General features: G+C 69.4%; 22 protein-coding genes. 15 read left to right on the forward strand and 7 right to left on the reverse strand.

Annotation, left to right across the window (positions count from 1 at the left end):
- Together VFA06_RS00375 and VFA06_RS00380 are read right to left on the reverse strand one after the other, a co-directional pair.
- On the reverse strand, positions 1-1,918 hold a 1,918-nt coding region (locus tag VFA06_RS00375), incomplete at its 3' end, for an AAA family ATPase (RefSeq protein ID WP_324838291.1).
- Positions 1,915-3,081, reverse strand: coding sequence for a DNA repair exonuclease (locus VFA06_RS00380; RefSeq protein WP_324838292.1), 1,167 nt, complete (start codon positions 3,079-3,081; stop codon positions 1,915-1,917). The genes VFA06_RS00375 and VFA06_RS00380, both read right to left, overlap by 4 nt.
- Positions 3,082-3,226: 145 nt before the next feature.
- Here VFA06_RS00380 and lepA point away from each other — a divergent pair, with 145 nt between their 5' ends.
- Positions 3,227-5,089, forward strand: coding sequence for a translation elongation factor 4 (gene lepA / locus VFA06_RS00385; RefSeq protein ID WP_324838293.1), 1,863 nt, complete (start codon positions 3,227-3,229; stop codon positions 5,087-5,089).
- 33 nt (positions 5,090-5,122) lie between these two features.
- The gene (gene hemW / locus VFA06_RS00390) at positions 5,123-6,343 is read left to right on the forward strand and encodes a radical SAM family heme chaperone HemW (RefSeq protein ID WP_324838294.1); all 1,221 of its coding nucleotides are present in this window, start codon (positions 5,123-5,125) and stop codon (positions 6,341-6,343) included.
- An 81-nt stretch (positions 6,344-6,424) separates the two neighbouring features.
- Here the strand turns inward: hemW and VFA06_RS00395 are convergent, their stop codons facing one another.
- Positions 6,425-7,456: an RNA polymerase subunit sigma-70 gene (locus VFA06_RS00395; RefSeq protein WP_324838295.1), complete on the reverse strand. Its 1,032-nt coding sequence runs from the start codon at positions 7,454-7,456 to the stop codon at positions 6,425-6,427.
- A 158-nt stretch (positions 7,457-7,614) separates the two neighbouring features.
- On the opposite strand from VFA06_RS00395, the gene VFA06_RS00400 reads away from it, so the two are divergent.
- Positions 7,615-9,093, forward strand: a complete 1,479-nt coding sequence (locus VFA06_RS00400; protein WP_324838296.1) for an MFS transporter — start codon at positions 7,615-7,617, stop codon at positions 9,091-9,093.
- A gap of 72 nt (positions 9,094-9,165) precedes the next feature.
- On the opposite strand, the gene VFA06_RS00405 is transcribed toward VFA06_RS00400, so the two are convergent.
- Entirely contained in the window at positions 9,166-10,050 is an 885-nt protein-coding gene (locus VFA06_RS00405) for a DUF3097 domain-containing protein (RefSeq protein ID WP_324838297.1), read from the reverse strand.
- A 197-nt stretch (positions 10,051-10,247) separates the two neighbouring features.
- On the opposite strand from VFA06_RS00405, the gene hrcA reads away from it, so the two are divergent.
- The 3 genes from hrcA (at position 10,248) to VFA06_RS00420 (ending at position 13,402) form a co-directional block, all read left to right on the forward strand.
- A complete protein-coding gene (hrcA, locus tag VFA06_RS00410; protein ID WP_324838298.1) occupies positions 10,248-11,354 on the forward strand; it encodes a heat-inducible transcriptional repressor HrcA in 1,107 nt (368 codons plus the stop codon).
- Positions 11,355-11,445: 91 nt separating this feature from the next.
- Positions 11,446-12,582: a molecular chaperone DnaJ gene (gene dnaJ, locus VFA06_RS00415; protein ID WP_324838299.1), complete on the forward strand. Its 1,137-nt coding sequence runs from the start codon at positions 11,446-11,448 to the stop codon at positions 12,580-12,582.
- Positions 12,583-12,643: 61 nt separating this feature from the next.
- Positions 12,644-13,402 (forward strand): 16S rRNA (uracil(1498)-N(3))-methyltransferase, encoded by a 759-nt coding sequence (locus VFA06_RS00420; protein ID WP_324838300.1) that lies wholly within the window; start codon positions 12,644-12,646, stop codon positions 13,400-13,402.
- 16 nt (positions 13,403-13,418) lie between these two features.
- Here the strand turns inward: VFA06_RS00420 and VFA06_RS00425 are convergent, their stop codons facing one another.
- On the reverse strand, positions 13,419-14,000 hold the full coding sequence (locus tag VFA06_RS00425; protein ID WP_324838301.1) for a hypothetical protein: 582 nt from the start codon (positions 13,998-14,000) through the stop codon (positions 13,419-13,421).
- Positions 14,001-14,199: 199 nt separating this feature from the next.
- On the opposite strand from VFA06_RS00425, the gene VFA06_RS00430 reads away from it, so the two are divergent.
- The 6 genes from VFA06_RS00430 to VFA06_RS00455 all read left to right on the forward strand — a co-directional run bounded on the left by VFA06_RS00430 (position 14,200) and on the right by VFA06_RS00455 (position 19,606).
- Entirely contained in the window at positions 14,200-14,592 is a 393-nt protein-coding gene (locus VFA06_RS00430) for a histidine triad nucleotide-binding protein (RefSeq protein ID WP_324838302.1), read from the forward strand.
- Between the two features lie 174 nt (positions 14,593-14,766).
- Positions 14,767-15,948, forward strand: a complete 1,182-nt coding sequence (locus VFA06_RS00435) for a PhoH family protein (protein WP_324838303.1) — start codon at positions 14,767-14,769, stop codon at positions 15,946-15,948.
- Between the two features lie 8 nt (positions 15,949-15,956).
- Entirely contained in the window at positions 15,957-16,436 is a 480-nt protein-coding gene (gene ybeY / locus VFA06_RS00440) for an rRNA maturation RNase YbeY (RefSeq protein ID WP_324838304.1), read from the forward strand.
- A 3-nt stretch (positions 16,437-16,439) separates the two neighbouring features.
- Complete coding sequence (locus VFA06_RS00445) at positions 16,440-17,918, forward strand: hemolysin family protein (protein ID WP_324838305.1); 1,479 nt, start codon at positions 16,440-16,442, stop codon at positions 17,916-17,918.
- Positions 17,919-17,958: 40 nt separating this feature from the next.
- Positions 17,959-18,312, forward strand: a complete 354-nt coding sequence (locus tag VFA06_RS00450; RefSeq protein WP_324838306.1) for a cytidine deaminase — start codon at positions 17,959-17,961, stop codon at positions 18,310-18,312.
- 91 nt (positions 18,313-18,403) lie between these two features.
- Positions 18,404-19,606 (forward strand): LCP family protein, encoded by a 1,203-nt coding sequence (locus tag VFA06_RS00455; RefSeq protein WP_324838307.1) that lies wholly within the window; start codon positions 18,404-18,406, stop codon positions 19,604-19,606.
- An 82-nt stretch (positions 19,607-19,688) separates the two neighbouring features.
- Here the strand turns inward: VFA06_RS00455 and VFA06_RS00460 are convergent, their stop codons facing one another.
- Both VFA06_RS00460 and VFA06_RS00465 read right to left on the reverse strand, forming a co-directional pair.
- Positions 19,689-20,291, reverse strand: coding sequence for a TMEM165/GDT1 family protein (locus VFA06_RS00460; RefSeq protein ID WP_324838308.1), 603 nt, complete (start codon positions 20,289-20,291; stop codon positions 19,689-19,691).
- Between the two features lie 88 nt (positions 20,292-20,379).
- Positions 20,380-20,589, reverse strand: a complete 210-nt coding sequence (locus VFA06_RS00465) for a hypothetical protein (RefSeq protein WP_324838309.1) — start codon at positions 20,587-20,589, stop codon at positions 20,380-20,382.
- Between the two features lie 411 nt (positions 20,590-21,000).
- Here VFA06_RS00465 and VFA06_RS00470 point away from each other — a divergent pair, with 411 nt between their 5' ends.
- From VFA06_RS00470 to VFA06_RS00485, 3 genes are all read left to right on the forward strand, one after another.
- The gene (locus VFA06_RS00470; RefSeq protein WP_324838310.1) at positions 21,001-21,969 is read left to right on the forward strand and encodes an acyl-ACP desaturase; all 969 of its coding nucleotides are present in this window, start codon (positions 21,001-21,003) and stop codon (positions 21,967-21,969) included.
- A 258-nt stretch (positions 21,970-22,227) separates the two neighbouring features.
- Positions 22,228-23,913 carry a chaplin gene (locus VFA06_RS00475; protein WP_349259994.1) on the forward strand — a complete coding sequence of 562 codons (1,686 nt, stop codon included), beginning with the start codon at positions 22,228-22,230 and terminating at the stop codon, positions 23,911-23,913.
- A gap of 136 nt (positions 23,914-24,049) precedes the next feature.
- Complete coding sequence (locus VFA06_RS00485; protein ID WP_324838311.1) at positions 24,050-24,811, forward strand: class E sortase; 762 nt, start codon at positions 24,050-24,052, stop codon at positions 24,809-24,811.
- Positions 24,812-24,847: the final 36 nt, after the last annotated feature.

Here is a 24,847-nt window from a genome sequence, read left to right on the forward strand (position 1 = left end):
CCGCGTTGTCGACCTCGCGCTGGAGCGACGCGATCTTCTCCCGCAGGCCGACGACTCGCGACTCCTCGTGACCTGCCGCGGAATCGGCGACATGCAGCCGCGCCTCCGCGTCATCCTGAGCACTGCGCAGCTGCGTTTCCGCAGCCAGGGCCGCCTCAAGCGTTTCGGGCACCGGCTGATCGGCGGCCCGGCCGGCCTCCTGCGCGGTGATCCGGTCTCTGAGCGCCGCGAGCCGGTCGTGTAGGTCGGACAGCTCCTCGCCGTGTTGGCGCGCATCGGCGACCGCGGCGTCCCGCTCCTGAACTGCTGCGCGGCGCTCCTCTTCGGCCGCGCGTCGCCTGCGGTGAGCGTCCTTGGCCGCGGCCAGGTCCGCGACGCCAGCCGCCGCGCACAGCTCCCGGTATTGCGCGCGCGTCGTGCGCTCCTCCTCCCGGCGCTGGCTCTCGCCCGCACCCGGGCTGACCACGACACGCACGACGCCGGGTGCCTCGACCGTGATCGACTCGACGGCGGGGTAACTGGCCGGCATCGCCTCCAGCCCGGAACCTGAAGCGCGGCCAACTGCGCCGTCAATCGCGCTGCTCACCGTGCCGTCGGCCTCGGTACCGACGCCTGGCGCCTCGCCGCTGGCCACGCTCACCGGAGCATCTCCCAGCGGCGTGACGGTCACCGTCGCCGCGTTCGCGTGAAGGAGCGCCGCAGCCTTGTCCCACTGCTTATGCGCGGCTTCGATCCGGTCCAGCATCCGCTCGGTGAGCGGATTAGCCGCCAACAGTTGATCCGCGGCGCGCACCCGCTTCGCCGCGGCCTCCGCGCGTTCGAGTTGCGCCGCGAGCCGGTCCGCCACCTGCCGGTCTCGGTGCCAGCGGACGTCCTCTTCGGCCAGTCGCGCCGCTTCGCGCAGCCGTTCCGCCTCCGCGCGCAGACCGGCGGCTTGCTGCTGTGCGCCCTGATAATCGGCCTGCGCTGTGCCGAGCTCCGTCGTCGCAGTCGCCAGTTCCGCCTCCAGCTGCGCAGACCGGGCGGTGAAGCGTTCCACATCCGCAGCCGCGGCCTCGATCTGATGCGCCAGCGCGAGCGCCGCGTCGATCTCGCCGAGCCGACCGCGCAGCTGCGCCAGTTCCGCGCTCTGCTTTTCGAGCGCCGCGAGATCCGCGCGCGCCTCATCCAGTTCGAGCGCCGCTTCGTGTGACTCGCCGCGCAGCCGCGTCTGCTCCGCGATCGCGCCCTCGGCGTCGGCGAGCGCCTGCTTCGCCGCCTCGACCCTGCTGTTCGCTTCATCGAGCGCGGCGCGCGCCTCGGCGTATTCGCCACGCGGCTCGCCGCGCTTGGGGGTGTAGTAAAGCTCGTACTGCTGACGGGCCTGCTCGTACAGCGCCTCTTCCGGACCGGTACGCACCACGTGCGCGTTCTGCCGCTCCAGCGCACCGCTGACCGCCGGCAGTCCCGCGATCGCCGACTGTCCGTCCGGACGCTGACCCTGGGCACGGCTGCGCTGCCAGTCCTGACTGATCCTCAGCTGCCGCCACAAGAACAGATCGATACCCGCCTCGCCCAGCAACTCGGCGAAGCGCTCGTGTGCGGGATTGCCGCTGACCTGTTGCGGAGTCGGGCTGAGAATCCGCAGCTCGGTGGTCTTCCCCTTGATCCATTGCTTGCGGTACACCACCCGGTACCGGCCGAAACTCAGCTCCGCTTCGACGCACGGGCCGACATCGCGCCCGGCCGGCTGTACGGCCATGATCTCTCTGCGGGTCGAGCTGGCCTTCTCCTCGAGCAGCAGGTCCAGCGCCTCGACCAGCGAGGTCTTGCCGATTTCGTTGGGCCCGGACACGATCGTCACGCCCTGCTCGGCGAAGTGCACGGTCCGATCGCGCACGCCCCGATAGTCGGTCAGCGTGATCCGATGCAGCCTCATCGCACACCCGCCCCGCTCGCCATTGCGACGCCACCGGCCTTGGCAGCGCTGCCGCCGGCCAGCCGCAGCAGCAGGCCAAGCGCGTCGCGCGCCGTGTCGCTGTCCACGCCGCGCAACTCGTCCAGCGCTTCAGCCGCGAACCCGGTCAGCTCCAGGTCCGCGAAATCCTGATCATCCGACCGGACCCGCACATCGCTGCGTCCCGACGCCGGGATCGCCGCGAACAGATCACGCCGGTGCTCGATCGCCTCGGTCAGCCGAGCATGTTCCGCGATGGTCAACTCGCCGCGCAGGATCGGTTTCGCGACCGTGCGCGCCGGCGTGGGAAAGCCATCAAGCCACGCCAGCACGTCATCCGCGGAGTCGGCGCCACGCAGCACGAACTCCCGCTCCGCGAACGTCCAGGTCGCGACCTGATGCGGTGTCACTTTCGCTGCTGCGCCGGGCTCGACGTCGACCACGAGCAGCTGTCCCGGATCGATCTCACGTGTCGCGGTCGGCTCCGGCGTGCCCGAGTACCAGATGCGGCCGGTCGTGCCCACTTGCGTGCGCGAATGCCGGTCGCCGAGGGCCACGAAGTCGATTCGCCGGTCGGCCAGCGCCTTCTCGAGAGTCGCCACGCTGATCGGACCCTCGGTCAGCTGCGAGGCCGACGTGTCCACACCGCCATGGCCGACGCCGATCCGGACCGCGTCCGATCCGATAATCGGTGCACGCGCGGCCAAACGGTCGACCTGTTCGGCCGGCGGCTGCTTGCCATCCCAGGGCGCGACAAGCAGTTCGACGCCGGCACGCACCTCGACCACACCGGGCTCGTTCAGCACGTGCACGTTCGCCGGTCGCTCGGGGCCGAACCAGTGCGAGGCATAGATCGAAGCCGAGGAGAGGTGGTCGTGGTTGCCCGGCAGCAGATAGACCGGCACCTGCTCGGAAACGGCCCGAAGCGCGCGCAGCGCCGGAGCCGCCGTCTTGCGCGCGACCTGCACATGCTCGAACACGTCCCCGCACACCACGATGAACTCGCAGCCCTCAGCCCCCGCGATCCGCCCGATCCGTTCGATCGCCTCGAGCCGTGCCTGGTCGTAGCGCCCCTGCGCGCCGGGGCTGAGGAAGTGCCTGGTCATGCCGAGCTGCCAGTCGGCCGTGTGCGCGAACCGGACCATTCAGGGCCTTCCGAAGATCGGGATGACGCGAGGCTCCAGCATGGCACGCGCGTCCGCCCGATCGCTGGCACTTCTCCATTCGGAGAACGTGCTCGCCTCATGGGACCATGGAGCCGGTTCCCACCAGTCGAATGGATTGACTTCGTTGCCCTCGCTTCCGCCCAACGTGCCGCAGCCGTCCCGCACGGACCCCGCGCTGATCCGGAACTTCTGCATCATCGCGCACATCGACCACGGCAAGTCCACCCTGGCCGACCGGATGTTGCAGCTCACCGGCGTCGTCGACGAGCGGCAGATGCGCGCGCAGTACCTCGACCGGATGGACATCGAGCGCGAGCGCGGCATCACCATCAAGTCCCAGGCGGTCCGGCTGCCGTGGCGCGTCGAGGGCACCACGCACATCCTCAACCTGATCGACACCCCGGGCCACGTCGACTTCACCTACGAGGTCTCGCGCTCGCTCGCCGCTTGCGAGGGCGCGGTGCTGCTGGTCGACGCGGCGCAGGGAATCGAGGCGCAGACGCTGGCGAACCTGTACATGGCGCTGGAGAACGATCTGACGATCATCCCGGTGCTCAACAAGATCGACCTGCCGGCCGCGCAGCCGGAGAAGTACGCCGCCGAGCTGGCGCACCTGATCGGCTGCGCGCCGGAAGAGGTGCTGCGGGTCTCCGGCAAGACCGGGCAGGGCGTGCCCGAACTGCTGGACCATGTCGTGCGCACCATCCCCGGCCCGGTCGGCGAGCCGGACGGCAAGGCCCGCGCGATGATCTTCGACTCGGTCTATGACTCGTACCGAGGCGTGGTCACCTACGTCCGTGTCGTGGACGGCCACCTCACGAAGCGCGAGCGCATCCTGATGATGTCGACCGGCGCTACCCACGAGCTCCTGGAGATCGGGGTCATCTCACCCGAGCCGATGCCCGCGGACGGACTCGGTGCCGGCGAGGTCGGATACCTGATCACCGGCGTGAAGGACGTGCGCCAGTCCAAGGTCGGCGACACGATCACGGCGCAGAACAAGGGGGCGACCACGCCGCTCGGCGGCTACAAGGACCCCAAGCCGATGGTCTTCTCAGGGCTTTATCCGATCGACGGATCGGACTACCCGGACCTGCGCGACGCCCTGGACAAGCTGCGCCTCAACGACGCCGCGCTCGTCTACGAGCCGGAGACCTCGGCCGCGCTCGGCTTCGGCTTCCGCGTCGGGTTCCTCGGCCTGCTGCACCTGGAGATCATCCGCGAGCGGCTCGAGCGCGAGTTCAACCTCGACCTGATCGCGACCGCGCCGAACGTGGTCTACCGCGTCGTCATGGAGAACGGCCAGGAGCACACGGTCACCAACCCGAGCGAGTTCCCCTCGGACGGCAAGATCGCCGAGGTATACGAGCCGATGGTGCGCGCGACCGTGCTGGCGCCGTCCGACTACATCGGCGCGATCATGGAGCTGTGCCAGTCCCGCCGCGGCAACCTGCTCGGCATGGACTACCTGTCCGAGGACCGGGTCGAGCTGCGGTACACGCTGCCGCTCGGCGAGATCATCTTCGACTTCTTCGACGCGCTCAAGTCCAAGACCCGCGGCTACGCCTCGCTGGACTACGAACCGACCGGCGAGCAGCAGGCCGACCTGGTGAAGGTCGACATCCTGCTGCACGGCGAGAAGGTGGACGCGTTCTCCTCCATCGTGCACAAGGACCGGGCCTACAACTACGGCGTGAAGATGGCCGAACGGCTCAAGGACCTGATCCCGCGTCAGCAGTTCGAGGTCCCGATCCAGGCCGCGATCGGCGCCCGGGTGATCGCCCGCGAGACGGTCCGCGCGATGCGCAAGGACGTGCTGGCCAAGTGCTACGGCGGTGACATCACGCGTAAGCGCAAGCTGCTGGAGAAGCAGAAGGAAGGCAAGAAGCGGATGAAGATGGTCGGCCGGGTCGAGGTGCCGCAGGAGGCGTTCATCGCGGCGCTTTCCACCGACTCGGACGCACCCGTGGACGCGAAGAAGAAGTAGGAAACAGCGCGGCGGCAGGCGGACAATCGATTCATGCCATCAGTTCCACCCGACGGAGTACCGGTCCCGGATGACGGGGCGCTGCCTGCCGCGTCCGCAGCCGCGTTCGGGGAGCGGCCGTTCGGTTTCTACGTGCACGTGCCCTACTGCGCGACCCGCTGCGGTTACTGCGACTTCAACACCTATACCGCTAAGGAACTCGGCGGCGGTGCGTCCCAGGCGTCTTACGCGGAAACGGCTATCGCGGAGATCCGGCTGGCCAGGCGGGTACTCGGCGACCGATACGTGCCCGTAGAGACGGTGTTCTTCGGCGGCGGTACGCCCACACTGCTCCCCGCGCGGGACCTGAAGGCGATCCTCAAAACAATTCGCGACGAGTTCGGCCTGGACGCCGCGGCCGAGATCACCACCGAGGCGAATCCCGAATCGGTCGACGAGAAATATCTGGTTGAACTGGCCGAGGGCGGCTTTAACCGGATCTCGTTCGGCATGCAGTCCGCGCGCAAGCACGTCCTCGAGGTACTGGAACGCGGGCACACCCCTGGCCGACCGGAGCAATGCGTGCGCTGGGCGTACGACGCGGGATTCGAGCAGGTCAATCTCGACCTGATCTACGGCACGCCTGGGGAGACCGATGACGACTGGCGGGCTTCGCTCGAAGCGGTGATCGGCGCGTATCCGGACCACGTCTCGGCCTACTCGCTCATCGTGGAGGAGGGTACGCGGCTCGCGGCCCGGATAAGGCGCGGCGAGCTGCCGAATATCGACGATGACGTGCACGCGGACCGCTATGTAATCGCCGACGAGATGCTCACGGCGGCCGGTTATGGCTGGTATGAGGTATCGAACTGGGCGGTGTCCGAGGACGCGCGATGCCGCCACAACCTGCTGTATTGGAATGGCGCGGACTGGTGGGGCGTCGGACCGGGGGCGCACAGCCACGTCGCAGGCACGCGCTGGTGGAACGTGAAGCACCCAGCCGTCTACGCACAGCGCATCGCGGCAGGACAGTCTCCGGGCCAAGCGCGGGAACTGCTCGCCGGAGAAGATCGCCGAATCGAGCGCATTTTGCTGGAGCTGCGGCTGATCGACGGCCTCGACCTCGCCCTGCTCTCGCCCCAAGCCCGCGCCGCCGCCGGCCGCGCGCTGGGCGACGAACTGCTGGAGCCGCTGCCGTTCGCCGACGGGCACGCGGTGCTGACCCTGCGCGGCCGCCTGCTCGCAGACGCCTTAGTCCGTGACCTCACGGACTAAGAGCGTGAGATCCGATTGTCTGAAAGAAAAGATATGGATCTTGTAGGACGTGGGGCTTGCGGTGCTGTTGAGCGGCGTTGGTCATACGTGCGGTAGAGCTGCGTGCGTCGTGCAATGACGAAGCCGGCTACGTGCGTGGCAGGGTGCGGGGGTAGCCGAAGCGTGTCGGCAGGTTCGCGCCCGGAAGCGGGTGAGCTCCTGAACCTGATCTCCCCGAAGAGAGATGACGATGAGGCCGCAGGCCCGCCAGATCGGCGCGTGCGGATCGGGGAGGTAGAGCACCAGGGCGGGCTGGCCGTTGGCCCGGGTGGGGAGGAACTTGAGCTCGTGGCCCGCATGGGACTGCAACAGGAAGCGAGCGATCGTCCCGGGCCCCCGATGTTCGATGGGCTCCGGCGGCATCGTCAGCCTGGCGTCGTCGGTCAGCAGGCTCACCAGTTCTTCTAGGTCGAAGCGTTGAAATGCACTGACGAACCGGTCGACGACGGCGGCTTCGGCCGGTGACTTGGGGATGGGCACCTCGTGCGGGTGCCGTCCGGGCGGGAGTGCGGCACGGGCCCGGATGAGCGCGCTGTTGACGGCGGCCTGGGTGGTGCCGAGGATGCCCGCGGTCTCGGCTGCCGGGAAACCGAGCACGTCCCGGAGCACCAGCACCGCACGCTGCTGCGGCGGTAGATGCTGCAGGCCTGCCACGAACGAGAGGGCGATCGACTCGCGGGCGTCGTACCGCGCCTCGGGGCCGGGAGTCAGGTCGTCCGGATCGCCGGGGAAGGGCTCGAGCCACCACGGGTCGGCGGACTGTCCCGACCCCGTCCAGCTCGCGCGGTGATCGGACGGGCCTGCCGGCCGCGGGCGGCGGGACTCGCCGCGCAGGTAGTTGAGACACTGGTTGGTGGCGATTCGATACAGCCACGCCCGCAGCGACCGGCCGTCGAACCGGCCGATCGAACGCCATGCCGCCAACAGGGCCTCCTGAAGTACGTCCTCGGCGTCCTGCACTGAGCCAAGGATCCGGTAGCAGTGCGCCTGCAACTCGCGGCGGTGGGGATCGACGAGCTCGCGGAAGGCCTCACCGTCCCCGGCCTGGGCAAGCGCGAGGGTGGTCTGGGTCATGGCAGGCCTGTCCTCTCCTCCGGCGGTCGCCCGGAATTCGGCTCCTGGCTATGCAACACCGGCGGCGCGCCGAATTCATCGCCGCGCGGCGACGAATCCCCGGGACGCCCGGTGCTTGAACCGGTGAGAACTCCCACCCGTGACGGCCGGAGGCCCGCATGACTTCGCTGGACCGCAGCATCGACGACATCCGAGACCGGGCGCCCGCGCAGCCCGCGGCGCCTGTCGCAGTACACCGATGGCGGGCGTTCGCGCTGCTCGCGGTCGCGTGCTTCATGACGGCCGTCGACATGCTGATCGTCAACGTGGCGCTGCCGACGATCGGCACCGAGCTGCACTTCGCCCGGGCGGACCTGCAGTGGGTGGTGACCGCGTACGCGATCACCTTCGGCGGCTTCCTGCTGCTCGGCGGCCGGACCGCCGACCTGCTCGGGCGCAGGCGGATGTTCGCGGCCGGGCTCGGGCTCTTCACGGCGGCCTCGCTCGCGTGCGCCCTGGCGACCAGTGGCACGTTCCTGATCGTCATGCGCGGGCTCCAGGGCCTGGGCGCCGCCGCGGTGCTGCCCGCCGCGCTCTCGATCGTGATGAACCTGTTCCCGGAGGGCGCAGAGCGCAACAAGGCGCTCGGCATCTGGGGCGCGGTCGGCGCGAGCGGAGCGACGTTCGGCGTGCTCGCCGGCGGCGTTCTGACCCGATACGCCGGCTGGCCGTACATCTTCTACCTGAACGTCGCCATCGGGGGCGCCGCACTGCTGTTGACCCGTCAGGTCGTGCCGCCGAGCAGTGCGCCAGGCGGCAGTGGGCCGGCCGGGCGTCGCAGCTACGACGTGCCTGGCGCCGTCAGCGTGACCGCCTCCCTGGTCCTCGCGGTCTATGCGATCTCGCAGGCGCCGATCGTCGGATGGACCGCCACCCGGACCGTCGCCCTGCTTGCGTCCGCGGTGGCGCTGCTGATCGCGTTCGTGATCATCGAGGCCAGGACGCGGTCACCGCTGCTGCCGCCGCGGCTGTTCCGGCTCAAGACCCTCGCCGGGTCCAATGCGGTCGGGTTCCTGCTGGGCGCCAGCTTCTACGGCTACATCTTCATCGGCACCCTCTACATGCAACAGGTGCTGCGGTACTCCGCCATGACGACCGGCCTGGCTTGGCTCACCGTCGGCCTGACCGGAGTGCTGTTCGCCGGCCCGGCCCAGGCCCTAGTCACCCGCTTGTCGGTCAAGCTGGTGATGGCGAGCGGGCTGGTCCTGACCGGCGCCGGGATCCTGTGGGCGACCCAGGCGCCGGTGCACGGGGGCTTCTGGTCGAACCTGGCCGGCCCCTTCTTCCTGACCGGGAGCGTGACCTGGGTGTTCATCCCGGTCTCGATCGGGGCTCTGGTCGGTGTCACCGAGCGCGACGCGGGCGTCGCCTCCGGACTGATCGACTCCTCCCAGCAACTCGGCGGCGCGATCGGGATCGCCGTGGCCTCAACCGTCGCGGCCGCGCGCACCACCGCGCTGATCGGCCACGGCCATGCCACCGCCGTCGCGCTCACCGATGGGTTCCACCGGGCCCTGTGGGTCTGCGGCCTTGTCGGCCTGAGCGCCGTCTTCGTGGCGCTGATCCTTGTCCGGCGCGTGACTGAGCCGAATTCGTGAGCCCGGCTCGATGCCGCATCAGGGCCTGTGTGGAAGGTCTCGCTGGGCCCGGCGCCACATGCCAAGCAGGCCCTACGGTGCGGTGACGAAGTCGATCAGGGCCTCGACCCGTCCCAGCAGGGTCGGCTCCAGGTCTTTGTATGACGTCACGGCGCCGAGGATGCGCGACCATGCCTGGCGTGGGTCGAGCGGCCAGGAGGGGTCCTTGCGGCGCAGGCGCTCGCAGACTCCTTCCTTCCACTCCTCCGATCGCGGCACTCTGGGCCACGCTTCGAAGCCCAGCACCTGCGGTTTGACGGCCTGCCAGATGTCTACGTACGGATGGCCGAGAACCAGGACGCTGTCTTCCCGGCCCTCCTGGACCTGGCTCGCGATCCTGGTCTCCTTCGAGCCCGCGACCATGTGGTCCACCAGGACGCCGAGCCTTCTTCCCTCGCCCGGCTGGAATTCGTCGACGATGCCGGGCAGATAGTCGATCCCGTCGAGCAGCTCCACGACCACGCCCTCGATCCGCAGGTCGTCGCCCCAGACCCGCTCGACCAGCTCCGCGTCGTGCTTGCCTTCGACGTAGATGCGGCCTTCGCGCGCCACTCTCGCGCGCAGCCCGTGGACCGCGCGCGAGCCGGACGCGGTACGGGTGGCCGGACTTGTTTGCTCGGATTTTGATTTAGGTCGCACCAGGCTGATCGGCTTGCCTTCTAACAAAAAGCCCGGGCCGAGCGGGAACACCCGGTGCTTGCGGAAGCGGTCCTCCAGGGTGACCGTGAAGCCGCCCGGGGTCTTCTCGACCCGTACCACCGCGCCGCAGAAGCCGGTGGTCACCTCCTCGACCACCAGGTCCGCTACCGCCTCGACCTCGGGTAACGGGCGGTTCGCGCGGCTGAACTGTGCACTGCGCGGCAGCAGGTCGTCCGGTCCGTACTGCTTCGGCCTGGGGCCGCGATCGCGGGGGTCCACGCGGTCGAGCGTAGCGCCCGGCTTCGCCGCGGCGGGCGCGGCGGCTTCGTGAACAGCGCTCGGCGATCGCGGCCTGCGGCTGAAGACTGATCCCGGTCCCGCGCCGTACACTGGACTCACCTCCATTGGCACTCACTCGCCCCGAGTGCCAGGAGCGCTCGGTGATCAGGCCGCTACAAGAGCGGGAGGTGGTGGGCATGCGCGAGGATCCAAGGCCGGGAGACACGGTTTTCGGTGAATCCAGGCTCGGCGAGCCGCGGCTCGCGGACTCCAGGGTCGAGGACCCGAGGCTCGATCGCAGACGCCTCGAAGTGCTGCGCGCGATCGTCCAGGACTACGTCTCCACTCAGGAGCCGGTCGGCTCCAAGGCCTTGGTGGAGCGGCACAACCTCGGCGTCTCCCCGGCGACCATACGAAACGACATGGCCGCGCTGGAGGAGGAGGGCTACATCCACCAGCCGCACACCAGCGCCGGCCGGGTGCCCACCGACAAGGGCTACCGGCTGTTCGTGGACCGACTCTCCAGCGTGAAGCCGCTGTCCTCGGCCGAGCGCAGCGCCATTCACGCCTTCCTCGGCGGCGCGGTGGACCTCGACGACGTGATCTCGCGCACAGTCCGGCTGCTCGCTCAGATCACCCGGCAGGTCGCGGTCGTGCAGTACCCGTCGCTATCCCGCTCCGCGGTGCGGCACGTCGAACTCGTCGCGATCACGCCAAGCCGGATCATGCTCGTGCTGATCACCGACACCGGCCGGGTCGAACAGCGCTTCGTCGAGACCATCCCGGTCAGCGAGACGACCGTGGCCGACCTGCGCGCCCGGCTCAACGCCCTGATCGTCGGGCACCGGCTCTCCGAGGTGCCGAGCCGGGTCGACGACTTCGCCGACCAGTTCCCGCACGAGGACCGCCCGGCGATCGACTCGCTGGTCGCGGCGCTGCTCGAGGTGATCGTGGAGCAGCGCGAGGAGCGGGTCGTGCTCGGCGGCACGGCCAACCTCACCAGGTTCCGCCAGGACTTCCCGGACACCATCGGCCCGGTGCTCGAAGCCCTCGAGGAGCAGATGGTCTTGCTCAAGCTGCTCGGCGAGTCCACCGGACCGTCCACGCTCACCGTACGCATCGGGCACGAGACCGGGTACGAGGGACTGTCCGCGACCTCCGTCGTCACCAGCGGCTACGGTCGCGACGGAGATACGGTGGCGCAGCTCGGCGTGCTCGGTCCGACGCGCATGGACTACCCGGGCACTATGGGCGCGGTCTCAGCCGTTGCTCGTTACGTCGGGCGAATTCTGGATCAGGCGTAGCCTGGTCCGTCGGCGAAAGCTGTAAGTAGCACAACAGGCACACGCAATCGCATCACGCAGGCAGTGTCCGAATCCGGCTGGAGTTACACGAGTGGCGACCGACTACTACGCGGTCCTGGGGGTACGGCGTGACGCCACCCAGGAGGAGATCAAGAAGGCGTACCGCCGTCTCGCTCGCGAGCTGCACCCGGACGTCAACCCGGACCCGGAGACCCAGGAGCGGTTCAAGGAGATAGGGCTGGCCTACGAGGTCCTGTCCGACCCGCAGAAGCGCCAGGTCTACGACCTCGGCGGCGACCCGACCCGCAGCTCCGCCTCCTCCGGCGCGCCGGGCGGCGGCTTCGGCGCCGGCTTCGCGTTCAGCGACATCATGGACGCGTTCTTCGGCGGCGGGGCCTCGCGCGGGCCGCGCTCCCGGGTGCGCCGCGGCCAGGACGCGCTGATCCGGGTCGAGATCGACCTGAGCGAAGCGGCCTTCGGCGCGCAGCGGGACATCCAGGTGGACACCGCGGTGGTCTGCCCGACCTGCGCCGGAGACGGCGCCGCCCCGGGTACCTCGCCGGTCACCTGCGACATGTGCCGGGGTCGTGGCGAGGTCTCGCAGGTCACCCGTTCGTTCCTGGGCCAGGTGATGACCTCGCGGCCGTGCCCGCAGTGCCAGGGATACGGCACGGTCGTCCCCACGCCCTGCGTGGAGTGCGCGGGCGACGGCCGGGTACGCACGCGCCGGACCTTGACCGTGAAGATCCCGCCGGGCGTGGACAACGGCACCCGCATTCAGCTGGCGGGGGAGGGCGAGGTCGGCCCCGGCGCGGGCCCGGCCGGGGACCTGTACATCGAGATCGTCGAGGAGCCGCACCCGATCTTCCAGCGGCGGGGCGACGACCTGCACTGCACCGTCACCATGCCGATGACGGCGGCGTCGTTGGGCACCAAGATCCCGCTGGAGACCCTGGACGGCTCGGTGGAGCTGGACATCCGGCCGGGCACCCAGTCCGGCCAGGCCATCACCCTGCGCAATCGGGGCATCCAGCATCTGCGCGGCACCAGCCGGGGCGACCTGGTGGTGCACGTGGAGGTACAGACCCCGAAGAACCTCGACCCGGAGCAGGAGGAGCTGATGCGCAAGCTCGCCCGGCTGCGCGGCGAGGAGCGCCCGGCCGGCACCTTCGCCCCGGGCAAGCAGGGCCTCTTCTCCCGGATCAAGGACGCGATCAACAACGGGTGACGGCCGGCCGCGAACCACCGCCTACCGCTTTGACGACAGCTCACATGACCACAGTTCATAAATGACCACAGTGCCCGTGTTCCGCGTCGAGGCGGAGAAGATGTCCGGACCGGCGATCCGGCTGGACGGTCCCGAGGGCCGGCATGCCGCGCTGGTGCGCAGAATGCGGCCCGGCGAACGGGTCGACCTGACCGACGGCGCGGGGCGGCTGGCCGAGTGCGTCGTGCGCTCGGTCGGCGGCTCCGGCGATCCGGCGCTGGAGCTCGACGTGCTCGAACACCGCTCGGTGCCGAGGCCGCGGCCGGCCGTCACGGTGGTGCAGGCGCTGGCGAAGGGCGATCGCGGCGAGCTGGCGGTCGAGATGATGACCGAGGTCGGCGTGGACGTGATCGTGCCCTGGTCGGCCTCCAGGTCGATCGTGCAGTGGCGCGCCGATCGCGGCGAGAAGGCCCTGGCCAAGTGGCGCTCGACCGCGGCCGAGGCGGCCAAGCAGTCGCGGCGGTCGTGGTGGCCGCAGATCACCGAACCGGCGACGACGGCGCAGGTCGCGCGGCTGCTGGACAAGGCGGCCACGGCAGCGGTCCTGCACGAGGACGCGGCCGGCTCGCTCGCCGACCTGACGGTCGATCAGGAAGGCGACATCGTTCTGGTCGTCGGCCCCGAGGGCGGAATTTCGCCCGAGGAATTGCGCGCGTTCGCGGACGCTGGCGCGGTCGCGTACCGCATGGGACCGACCGTCCTACGCACGTCCACCGCTGGTACCGTCGCCGCCGCCGTGCTGCTCGCGCGCTCCGGCCGCTGGTCGTCAAGCGGCCGGTAACGCGTCACGTCCCCGACTAAAGGCAGAACTTGTCGGTGAATGTGTCGGTCTCGGTGTCCGGAAAGAAGACGTGCGCCAGGCCCTGAGTGCAGGTGCCGGCCGTCGGAACGAACGGAGCGGACCAGAAATCCGGGCCGCCGGTGCCGTTCAGGAAGGTCCGCGCGCCCACGATCGCGTCGTGGGTGAGGTCGAACACCGCCATGCCGAGGTCGTAGTGCTGCTTCTGCTGGCGGAACTGGAGCCACGGGTACGCGTATCCGTACACGCTGTGGCACTTCGGCGAGTAGAACTGCTTCACCGAGAACGCGATCATGCCGTGCCAGCGGGCGTACGACGTGGTGCCGACCTGAAAGGCGTCAGGGCAGGGGATCGGCACCAGCTCCGGCTTCGTGGGGGTCGACTTCGGCGTGGGCGTAGAGGTCGGGGTCGGGGCGACGGCAGAGGCCGCGGCCGAGGCGCTCGGCGATGAGCTTGCGGCGGACAGCGCGACCTTGAATGTGCTGGCTTCGGAGGTCGGCTTGGCCAGCGCGAGCGGCACCGCGGCGAGGGCGGCGGTGAGCAGTGCGGTGGCGACGACATGTGCGGCGAGGCGGTCCATTGAAGCTTTCCCTGCTGTGCGTGGGATCCGGGAGAAGTACCCGTTGTGATCACGTGGTGGCGATCCGGAACGGTACACAGTGGGAGACCAACGAGAAGGCCTAGGATCGGTCCGACTGAACGGAATCGACTCGTTCGTGCGAACGATGATCACCGGTTCGAGCGAATCGTGACCTGCGGCTACAACCCCGGAGAGCGGTATGACAAGTACGGAAACGGCCTACGACGACAACTGCCTGTTCTGCCGGATCGTGGCCGGGCAGATCCCCGCGACGATCGTCCGGGACAGCGCCGACTTCCTCTCCTTCCGCGACATCAATCCGCAGGCTCCGACGCACGTGCTGGTGATCCCCAAGGCGCACGGCTACCGCGACGCCGGCGAACTGGCCGCGAAGAACCCGGAACTGGCCGGCCGGCTGATCGCCGAGGGCGCCGAGGTAGCCCGACTGGAGGGACTGGTCGACCACGCGGACATTCCCGGGTACCGCCTGGTCCTGAACACCGACGACGCCGCCGGACAGACGGTGTACCACGTCCATCTGCACGTCCTCGGCGGAGATGCCCTGGGGCACTTCGGGTCGGCGCCGCACTAGTCTCCGGCGCGCCGCACGCCGGAAACGCGGCCTTAGCGCCGCGTTGACCAGTGCTTTGCCCTGGGAACTGTTGAAATAATTAGCGGGGAGCGAGACGTTTGTGCTCGATATCATGGACACCGTCCCCGTCAGCCTCGATCGAAGGAATGATTCGAAGGCCCCCGCGGCCCGCCTATGACTGAGCAGCCAAACAGGTCCCGCACCTCTTCCTCCACCTCTCGCGCGCGCACCCGCAAGGGCTCGCCCACCGCCCCCGCGCAGGCCGCCTCGTCGACCGTCTCGCCCTCGAGCGAGCCCGAGGCCGCCGTGCCCGCGCAGACCAAGATCACCATCCCGGCGGCGCATCCGATGGTGGCCGTCCTGGGCACCGGCGACAGCATCCTGCGGGTCATCGAGGAGCAGCTGCCCGGACTCGACCTGCACGCGCGCGGCAACGAGATCACCGCGACCGGCCCGCGCGAGGACGTCGAGCTCGCCGAGCAGCTGTTCGCCGAGATGCTGCTGGTGCTGCGCACCGGCGCGCCGTTGACCGAGGACGCCGTCCAGCGCTCGATCGCCATCCTGCGGTCCGCCCGCAACGGCGAGTCCGGCGAGCGGCCCGCCGAGGTGCTGACCCAGAACATCCTGTCCAACCGCGGCCGCACCATCCGGCCGAAGACCGTGAACCAGAAGCGGTACGTCGACGCGATCGACAAGCACACGATCGTCTTCGGCATCGGTCCCGCGGGCACCGGCAAGACCTACCTGGCGATGGCCAAGGCCGTGCAGGCGCTCCAGGCCAAGGACGTCAATCGGATCATCCTCACGCGTCCCGCGGTCGAGGCCGGCGAGCGGCTCGGCTTCCTGCCCGGAACGCTGTACGAGAAGATCGACCCCTACCTGCGCCCGCTGTACGACGCGCTGCACGACATGATCGACCCCGACTCGATCCCGCGGCTGATGGCCGCAGGCACCATCGAGGTCGCCCCGCTCGCTTACATGCGGGGAAGGACCTTGAATGACGCGTTCATCATCCTGGACGAGGCGCAGAACACCTCGGCCGAGCAGATGAAGATGTTCCTGACCCGCCTCGGCTTCGGCTCCAAGGTGGTCGTCACCGGCGACGTCACACAGGTGGACCTGCCCGGCGGCACCGAGTCCGGGCTGCGCGTGGTGCAGCACATCCTCGAGGGCGTGGACGACATCCACTTCGCCCGGCTGACGAGCACTGACGTGGTGCGGCACCGGCTGGTCGGGGAGATCGTGGACGCCTACGGGCGCTACGACGCGGCCCGGCAGGAGCGCGAGCGGGGGCAGGTCGCGCCGATGAACCGGGCGCAGCGCCGCGCCGCCCCCCGGGCCCGCGCGGTGGGATGATTCCCGCCATGTCGATCGATATCAACAACGAGTCGGGCGTGGCCGTGGACGAGGCGGCCATCGTCGCGCTCGCCCGGCATGTCCTCGACCAGATGGGCATCCACCCGCTGGCCGAGTTGTCCATCCTGCTGGTCGACACCGCCGCGATGGAGCAGCTGCACATCCAGTGGATGGACGAGCCGGGACCGACCGACGTGCTGTCCTTCCCGATGGACGAGCTGCGTCCGTCGCGCGCGGAGGACGACAACGAGCCGACGCCGGGGCTGCTCGGCGACGTGGTGCTGTGCCCGGAGGTGGCGGCCAAGCAGGGCGAGGCGGCCGGCCACTCGATGGAGGACGAGCTGCACCTGCTCACCACGCACGGCATCCTGCACCTGCTCGGCTACGACCATGCCGAGCCGGACGAGAAGGCCGAGATGTTCGGGCTCCAGCAGGAACTGCTCGACCGCTGGCGCAAGCACCCCTCCGATGAGCGCCCCGGACGCTGAGCCGTGACCGCGACCATAGCGTGGCTTCTTGTCGGCGCGGTCGTGTCGGTGCTGATCGCGGGGCTGGCGGCTGGGGTCGAGGCCGCGCTGGCGCGCATCTCCCGAGTACGCGCGGCCGAACTGCTCGAGCGCGGCGCACCGGGGGCGGCTCGGCTGGTACGGCTGAGCGCGGACCCGGCGCGGTACGTCAACCTGGTGCTGCTTATCCGCGTCGTCGGCGAAATGGCCGCGGCGGTGATGGTCACCATGGTGTGTGCGCATCGCTGGGGCCTGACCGTCGGCACTGGCGCGCTCGCCGTCGCCATCATGGCCGTCGTCTCTTACGTGGTCGTCGGGGTCAGCCCGCGCACCCTCGGCCGCCAGCACGCCCCGCAGATCGCCGCCGCCGGCGCCGCCGTGCTGCTGCCGCTCAGCCGCATCCTCGGACCGCTTCCGCGCGCGCTGATCGTGCTCGGCAACGCGCTGACGCCCGGCAAGGGCTTCCGCGAGGGCCCGTTCGCCACCGAGGCCGAGCTGCGCGCGCTGGTCGACATCGCGGAGCAGAACAGCGAGATCGAGGCCGCCGAGCGGCGCATGGTGCACTCGGTGTTCGAACTCGGCGACACGCTGGTCAAAGAGGTCATGGTCCCCCGCACGGACATGCTCTTCATCGAGCGCGGCAAGACCCTGCGACAGGCGCTGAACCTGGCGCTGCGCAGCGGGTTCTCCCGGATCCCGGTCACCGGCCAGAACGCGGACGACGTGGTCGGCATCGTGTATCTCAAGGATCTGGCGCGGCGGATGTACGAGGGCTCGGCCGCCGCCGACCCGCTGTCCGATCCGGTCGAGACGGTCATGCGCCCCGCCAGCTTCGTGCCGGACTCCAAGCACGCTGACGAACTGCTGCGGGACATGCAGGCCCAGCGCATCCACCTGGCGATCGTGATCGACGAATACGGCGGCACGGCCGGCCTGGTCACCATCGAGGACATCCTGGAGGAGATCGTCGGGGAGATCGCCGACGAGTACGACCAGGGCAAGCCGCAGGTCGAGTGGCTCGCCAAGCCGGGTGATCTGAGCGGTGGCGCACGCGTGTCCGCGCGGCTCGGCCTGGACGAACTCGGCGAACTGTTCCATCGCGACCTTGAGGACGAGGACGTCGAGACGGTAGGCGGCCTGCTCGGCAAGCGCCTCGGCAAGGTACCGATCCCGGGCGCGACGGTACGCATCGACGGACTCACCATCACCGCCGAATCCACCGAGGGCCGCAGGCGCAGGATCGGGACCGTGCTGGTGCAGGCGGTGCCGGATGAGGATGACGAGGGCGGCGAGCACCAGTCGCGCGGTTCTGACTCTCGCGGTTCAGAGCCGCGCGGTTCTGAGTCGCGCGGCCTCGAGTCGCAGAGTCCCGACTCGCGTGAACAGGAGCCGCGCACTCCGGACCGCAACGGTTCGCGCCCGGTCGACGACTTCGATCCGGTCGACGCCGATCCCGACGATTGAACTCCCTGAGCCATTTGAACTCCCTGGACCAGAGGAACCGATGACCGCCGAACAGTCCGCCGCAGCGCCGGAACTCGACCCCGAGGACGTGAAGATCATCACCTTGGCCCGTTCCGCGCGGGCTCGGAACCGCACGCCGGAGGGCGCCGCCGTGCGCGACGCCACCGGTCGTACGTACGCGGCGGTGACCGTGGCGCTGCCCTCGCTCAAGCTCTCCGCGCTCGACGCGGCCGTGGCGACGGCGGTCTCCTCGGGAGCCGACCGGCTGGAAGCGGCCGCGATCGTGTCCGAGGCGGCCGAGCTTTCCGAGGCCGACATCGCCGCCGCCCGCGACCTCAACGTCGGCGCGGTCTTCCTCGCGGCTCCGGACGGCACTGTGGTTACCCGTCGATAGGCTGGTCGCAGAATCGTGACAGTTCTGCACGAAAGTGCGCGGCGGCGCGCGCCGCGGCACCTTAGCGTTGGGCTTGTCGTACGGTGGCACGGTGAGCGGTAACGGTTCAGACCGGTACTACGGCAGCGGTGGCGGCGGCGCCCAGTGGCCTGAGTTCGACCCCGAGCAGGTCACTCAGGACGCCCCGGCGCGCGATCCGCTGGCCCCGTCGACCTCGACCTACGGACGCGGCGGCAAGAGCGTCAAGCCAAGGCCGCCGCGTACCGGCGGCTCCGCCCGCGCGGGCGGCGGCCGGCGCTGGGGGCGCATCGCCGCGTTCACGGTGCTCGCGCTCATCCTGCTGTTCGTCGGCACCGCGATCGGCACCTGGTTCTGGGCCTCCGGCAAGGTGACCAAGGTCGCCGCGCTGTCCGACTACGACGGCAGGCCGGCGCAGGGCGCGGGCACGAACTGGCTGGTCGTCGGCTCCGACAGCCGCTCGAATCTGACCCCGGCCCAGAAGAACGAGCTGCACGTCGGCTCGGATCAGGGCCAGCGCACCGACACGATCCTGCTGCTGCACTACGGCTCCAGCGGCACCGACCTGATCTCGATCCCGCGCGACTCGTACGTCACCATCCCGGCGTATACGGACTCCTCCGGCAAGTCGCACGGTGCGACGAAGAACAAGATCAACGCCGCCTACGACCTCGGCGGCGCGCCGCTGCTGACCAAGACCGTCGAGACGGCCACCGGCGTACGCATCGACCACTACATGGAGATCGGCTTCCTCGGCGTCGTGAACGTCGTCGACGCGGTCGGCGGCGTGCACCTCTGCCTCGACGCGCCGGTGAAGGACAGCCACTCGGGCGCGGACCTGCCGGCCGGCTGCCAGAACCTCAACGGCACGCAGTCGCTCGCGCTGATCCGCACCCGCTACTCCCTGGCCAACTCCGACATCAGCCGGATGGCGAACCAGCAGAAATTCGTGGCCGCGCTGGCCAAATCCGCGATGCGGCCCGGTGTCGAGCTCAACCCGTTCACCTTGTACCCGTTCCTGAACTCGGCTCTCGGCGCGATCGCGGTGGACGACGGCTCGGGCCTGTCCGACCTGGTGAGCATGGCCAGGAAGATGGGGCCGGTCACCGGCGGCGGGAAGGGCAATGTGGGCACCGTGCCGATCAAGAACGAGGGCTACCAGGTCTCGGGCCTCGGCTCGACGGTGCTGTGGGATTCGGCGCGGGCGCAGCAGCTGTTCGGCGCGGTGAATCAGGACACGGCGATTCCCGCCGGGCTGCTGAACCGGATCGGCTGACTCCGGCTGGTCCCACCGGCGACCGGCGACCGGCGACCGGCGACCGGCGACCGGCGACCGGCGACCGGCGGCGAGCAGGCCGTCAGCCGCGAATGGCCGAGACCAGCGAGATCACCGCGAGCGCCGCCATGATCACGGCCGCGATCCGGGTGATCCAGGTCAGCGAGATGAACCGCAGCAGCGCCTGGCCGCCCAGGATCGCCAGTGCGGCGACCGCCCACAGCGCCACCAGGGCGCCGATGCCGACCGGCAGCCAGTCGTACTTGGCGGCGAGGTTGGCGGTGACGATCTGGGTCAGGTCGCCGAACTCCGCGATCGTGATGACCGTGAAGCTGGTCAGCATCGCGCGCCAGGTGCCGTTGCCCGGCTTCGCGTCGCGCGCTGCCTCCTCGGCCTCGCTCTCGGCCTGCGCCTCGTCCTCGCGTCCGTGCCGGAAGATCAGGAACGCGCCGAGCAGGAACAGCGCGGCGACGATTGCCTCAAGGGTGCGATGCGGCAGCAGGGAGAGCAGTTCCCCGGCGGCCAGCGCTATGGCGACTTGCACCGCGAATCCGCCTGCCGCGCCAACGAATACGTCCAGGGCGCGGTACCTGGTCGCCAGCACGAGGCTGGCCAAAGCGGTCTTATCGGGCAGTTCGGCGAGGAAGACGATGCCGAAGGTGGTGGCTATGACGGCGGCGTTCACTGGGCGCTGTTCATCGCTCGATGTTCACTGATCGGTCCACGGCCCTCGACGCTGTCCTTCGGTCTTATCCACCGATCAGTCTAAACGGTCAATCACCGTAGAAAGCCCGTTTGAGCGCGATCATGCCGATGACGACGCCGGCCACCGCGACGCCGACCACGATGCCGACCAGGAACGGCGCGTGCTCCTGGACCGCGAGGATCGCCGTGATCAGGCCGATGCCCAGCGCGGGCAGCACGATCGAGCGGGTCAGGAGGCGCGGGCGCTTGGTTTCGGCCGCGGCGGACTTGGTCGCCATGCGCTGAGCGTAGGGCAGCGCGGGCCGGGCGGGGAAGAGAGCGGAGGTACGCGGGGCGAAGCGCGCTCGTCCCCGGAAAAGCACATCGCCGCATCGGTGCGGCGATGCGGCGATGTTTATTCAATTCAGCGCTCCGGACCGGCCCGGCTCAGGGGCCGAGCGGTTCGGGGCCTGGGCTCCTGGGCGCGCCGTGCGCGGCCCCCGGAGTCCACCCTCGATTACGAGAGTGGCCGAGATCACTAGATTTGTCAACTCGCGCAACAAAACTCGCCGGAGTGTGTCAGATGACCCTGCTCAGCCCTCGCTGAGCGGACTCTCAGCTTTGTAAGCTACGTTGGCGTAACTTACGCGATCGTAGGTTTCGCGCGCAGTTCCAACCAGATATCCGTCCCGGCCTCCCAGGAGCCAGCCGTGCCCCTTTCGACCGACTCCCGCCCCGCCGCCGACCCGGCGGACCAGTCCGCGCTGCTGTTCGAGCTCGAACCCGTCGTCGAGGCGAACCTCAACCGCCACCTCGCGGTGGCCAAGGAGTGGTTCCCGCACGCCTACGTCCCGTGGAGCGAAGGCCGGGACTTCGACGGGCCGCTCGGCGGCACGCCGTGGGAGCCGGGCCAGTCCAAGCTCGACGAGACCGCGCGCACCTCGCTGATCCTCAACCTGCTGACCGAGGACAACCTGCCGAGCTACCACCACGAGATCGCGCTGCTGTTCGGCCGGGACGGGGCCTGGGGCTCGTGGGTGCACCGCTGGACCGCCGAGGAGGGCAGGCACGGCACGGCGATCCGCGACTACCTGCTGACCACGCGCGCGGTCGACCCGATCGCCCTGGAGCGGGCCCGCATGACGCACATGTCGACCGGCTACGACTCGCCGTACGGGCACCGGGCGGTCAACTCGATCGCATACGTCTCCTTCCAGGAGTTGGCGACCCGCATCTCGCACCGCAACACCGGCGGCTACAGCGGCGAACCGCTGTGCGAGCAACTGCTCACCCGGATCGCCGCGGACGAGAACCTGCACATGATCTTCTACCGCAACCTGCTGGCCGCGGCCTTCGATGTGGCTCCGGACCTGACGATGGAGGCGGTGCTCGACGTGGTCAAGCGGTTCCAGATGCCCGGCGCGACCGTGGAGAACTACACCCGCAAGTCGGTCGAGATCGCGCTCGCCGGGATCTACAACCTGCGTATCCACCGCGACGAGGTGCTGATCCCGGTGCTGCGGAACGTGAAGGCGCTGGAGCGCACCGACCTGGGCCCGGAAGGCGAGCGTGCCCGCGAGGAGCTGGCCGGGATCCTCGACGCGCTCGACGTCGCGGCCCGCCGCTTCGAGGAGAAGCGCGATGCCCGCCTGGCCCGCCGGGCCGAGCGGGGCGCGTGATCCGCCGACCCCGTGCAGCGCTGTCGTCATTCGGCGCTGTCGTCATTCGGCGCCGCCGTCATTCGGAGCCGTCGTCATTGTGCGATGACACCGTGATTGCACGTGATGAGCTGCGAACTAAATACTCGTATCAGTATTCACTCGTGAAGCCGTAGCGGGCGTGACCTCCACTCTTCTGGGCCGTTTCGCGGAGCAGGCGGCACCTTTTCCTTCGCCGCTTTCTCCTCTACTGATCAGAAGAGGTCCTCCATGTACGACATGGCCAAGCGCAGCCTGGCCTTCACGGTCGCGACGGGCGGGCTGCTGCTGACCGGGACGGGCTACGCCCCGGCCGAGGCGGCTGTCGGCTTCGGCGCCCTGCCCGGTCCGGCTCAGGCCCAGGGGGCCGCGGCGAACCAGGCGTCCCCGTCCAGTGTCAGCACTCCCATCAGCGTCCGTGGACCCGAGGCCGCACAGCCGAAGGCTCCGCAGGATGTCCACGTCCTGAAGCCGGCGGCGCCGCAGTTGCCGTCGAGTTCGGGCTCCGGCGCGGGCGCCTCGGCGACCAGCACGGTGAAGGACTCCAAGGGCATCCTGTCCGGCAACACCGTGCAGATCCCGATCGACCTCGGCCTGAACCTGTGCACCAACCAGGTCGCCGCCATCGCGGCCGGCAACCACGTGGCGCCCAGCGCCTGTGGCGGCTCGAACGCGGCCGGCGGGTCGAAGAGCGGTTCGTCCGCGACGGCGAGCACCAGCCACTCGGGCGGCATCCTGTCCGGCAACACCATCCAGGCGCCGATCAACGCGCCGCTGGAGGTGTGCGGTAACCAGGCGGTCGCCATCGGGCTGAAGAACACCGTGCACGGCACCACCTGCCCGGCTCCGGGCTCCGGTGCGGGCGCGGGCAGCACCGGCGGCGGCGCCAAGGCGACGGCGGTGACCGACCACTCGGGCGGCATCCTGTCCGGCAACATCATCCAGGCGCCGGTCAACGTGCCGATCAACGCGTGTGGCAACCAGGCCAACGTGATCGCGGCCAAGGACAAGGTCACCGGGAGCGACTGCTCCACGAACCCGTCCGGTTCCAACACCTACGGCGGTTCGAGCGCGACCGCGGTCGTGACGCACTCCGGCGGCATCGGCTCCGGCATGACCGTGCAGACCCCGATCAACGTGCCGATCAACGCCTGCGGCAACCAGGCGAACGTGATCGGTCTGGCCAACAAGGACGCCGGCTCGACCTGCGTCAACGAGGCCGGCACTTCCACCGCGACCAGTTTCACCGCGTACTCGGGCGGCATCGCGTCCGGCAACTCGGCGCAGGTGCCGATCAACGTGCCGATCAACGCATGTGGCAACCAGGTCAACGTGATCGGCGCCGAGAACAAGCTCCACGGCTCCGAGTGCTTCATCCCGGGCCCGCCGAGCGCGACTAGCACCAGCATCATCACGCACTCGGGCGGCGCCCTGTCGGGCAATGGCGTCAATGTGCCGATCAATGTGCCGCTGAACGTGTGTGGCAACCAGGTGGACGTCATCGGCCTTGAGAACAAGACCGGTAAGACGGTCTGCGAGCAGGGCCACCCGCACCCGACGCCGTCTCCGAGCGGTACCCCGTCGAGCTCGCCGAGCTCGTCGCCGTCGGGCACCCCGTCTGGCACGCCCAGCGGTACGCCGTCGGGCACGCCGAGCTCGTCGCCGTCGGGCACCCCGTCCGGCACGCCCAGCGGTACGCCGTCGAGCTCGCCGTCCACGTCGGCCTCGTCCTCGCCGAGCAACTCGCCGACGTCGACCACTCCGGGCAGCCCGTCGGGCACCCCGTCGAAGCCGTCGCACCCGCACGGTGGTTCGCTGGCCGGGACGGGTACCGAGGAAGGCGCTGTGGTGGCTCTGGCCGGTGCCGCGCTGCTCGCCGGCGTCGGCCTGCGCGCCGCCTCCAAGCGCGGCCGCCGGTCGCACTGATCCGGGCGCCGCGGCGTACGGTCATGAGATGACCGAATAACTGAATAAGAGGGCAGATCCCGACGCTTCGGGATCTGCCCTCTGTTTTCCCGACAAGCCGGTAGGATCGGTCGATCCGAGACGGAAGGAGCGGGCGGTGTCCGAGGGGTTCGACGTCTACGACCCGGGCAGTGGATACGAGCTCTACGACGCCTCGTCGGCGGCGGGCGCCCCGCGGTCCTGGACCCGGTTCCTCGGCGGGCTCGGCGAAGCGCTGATCACGCTCGGGTTGGTGATCGCCCTGTACGCCGTGTACGAGCTCTGGTGGAGCAACATCACCGCGGGCGAGCAGACCCGCCGCAATTCCGCCGCTCTGCTGCGCACCTGGGCCGCCCCGGCGCCCGCCGCGGCCAAGCCCAGCGACGCGATCGCGATCGGGCAGAGTTTCGGCTTCCTTTACATCCCGGCCTTCGGCGCCGACTGGCGTGCGCTGATCATGCAGTCGGTGGACCGGACCAGGGTGCTGAACACCGGTGCGGTCGGGCACTACACGCAGCCGCCCTCCGCGCTTCCCTGGGACGCCTCGGGCAATTTCGCGATCGCCGGGCACCGGGACGGCCACGGCATGGTGTTCCGCGATCTGGACCAGCTCGCCGTGGGCGACCGGGTGTACGTGCAGACCGCCTACGGCTGGTTCGTCTACCAGTTGGACCGCGAGGCTTCTTCCGTGCCGATCAACGACGTCGGCGCGGTGGAGCCGATCCCGGTCGGCTCCGGATTCACCAAGCCCGGCCGTTACATCACGCTCACCACGTGCACGCCGATCTACATCGACTCGAACCGCATGGTGTGGTGGGGCCATTTGATCGAGCAGACCCCGAAGGGCCGGGTGCCGGCCGGGGTGACTCCGATCTCGTAGGTGCGATAAGTACGGGCGATGACATAACGCGCAAAT

It is taken from the genome of Actinocrinis sp., from assembly GCF_035653575.1.
In the GTDB taxonomy this organism is placed as follows: Bacteria; Actinomycetota; Actinomycetes; order Streptomycetales; family Catenulisporaceae; genus Actinocrinis.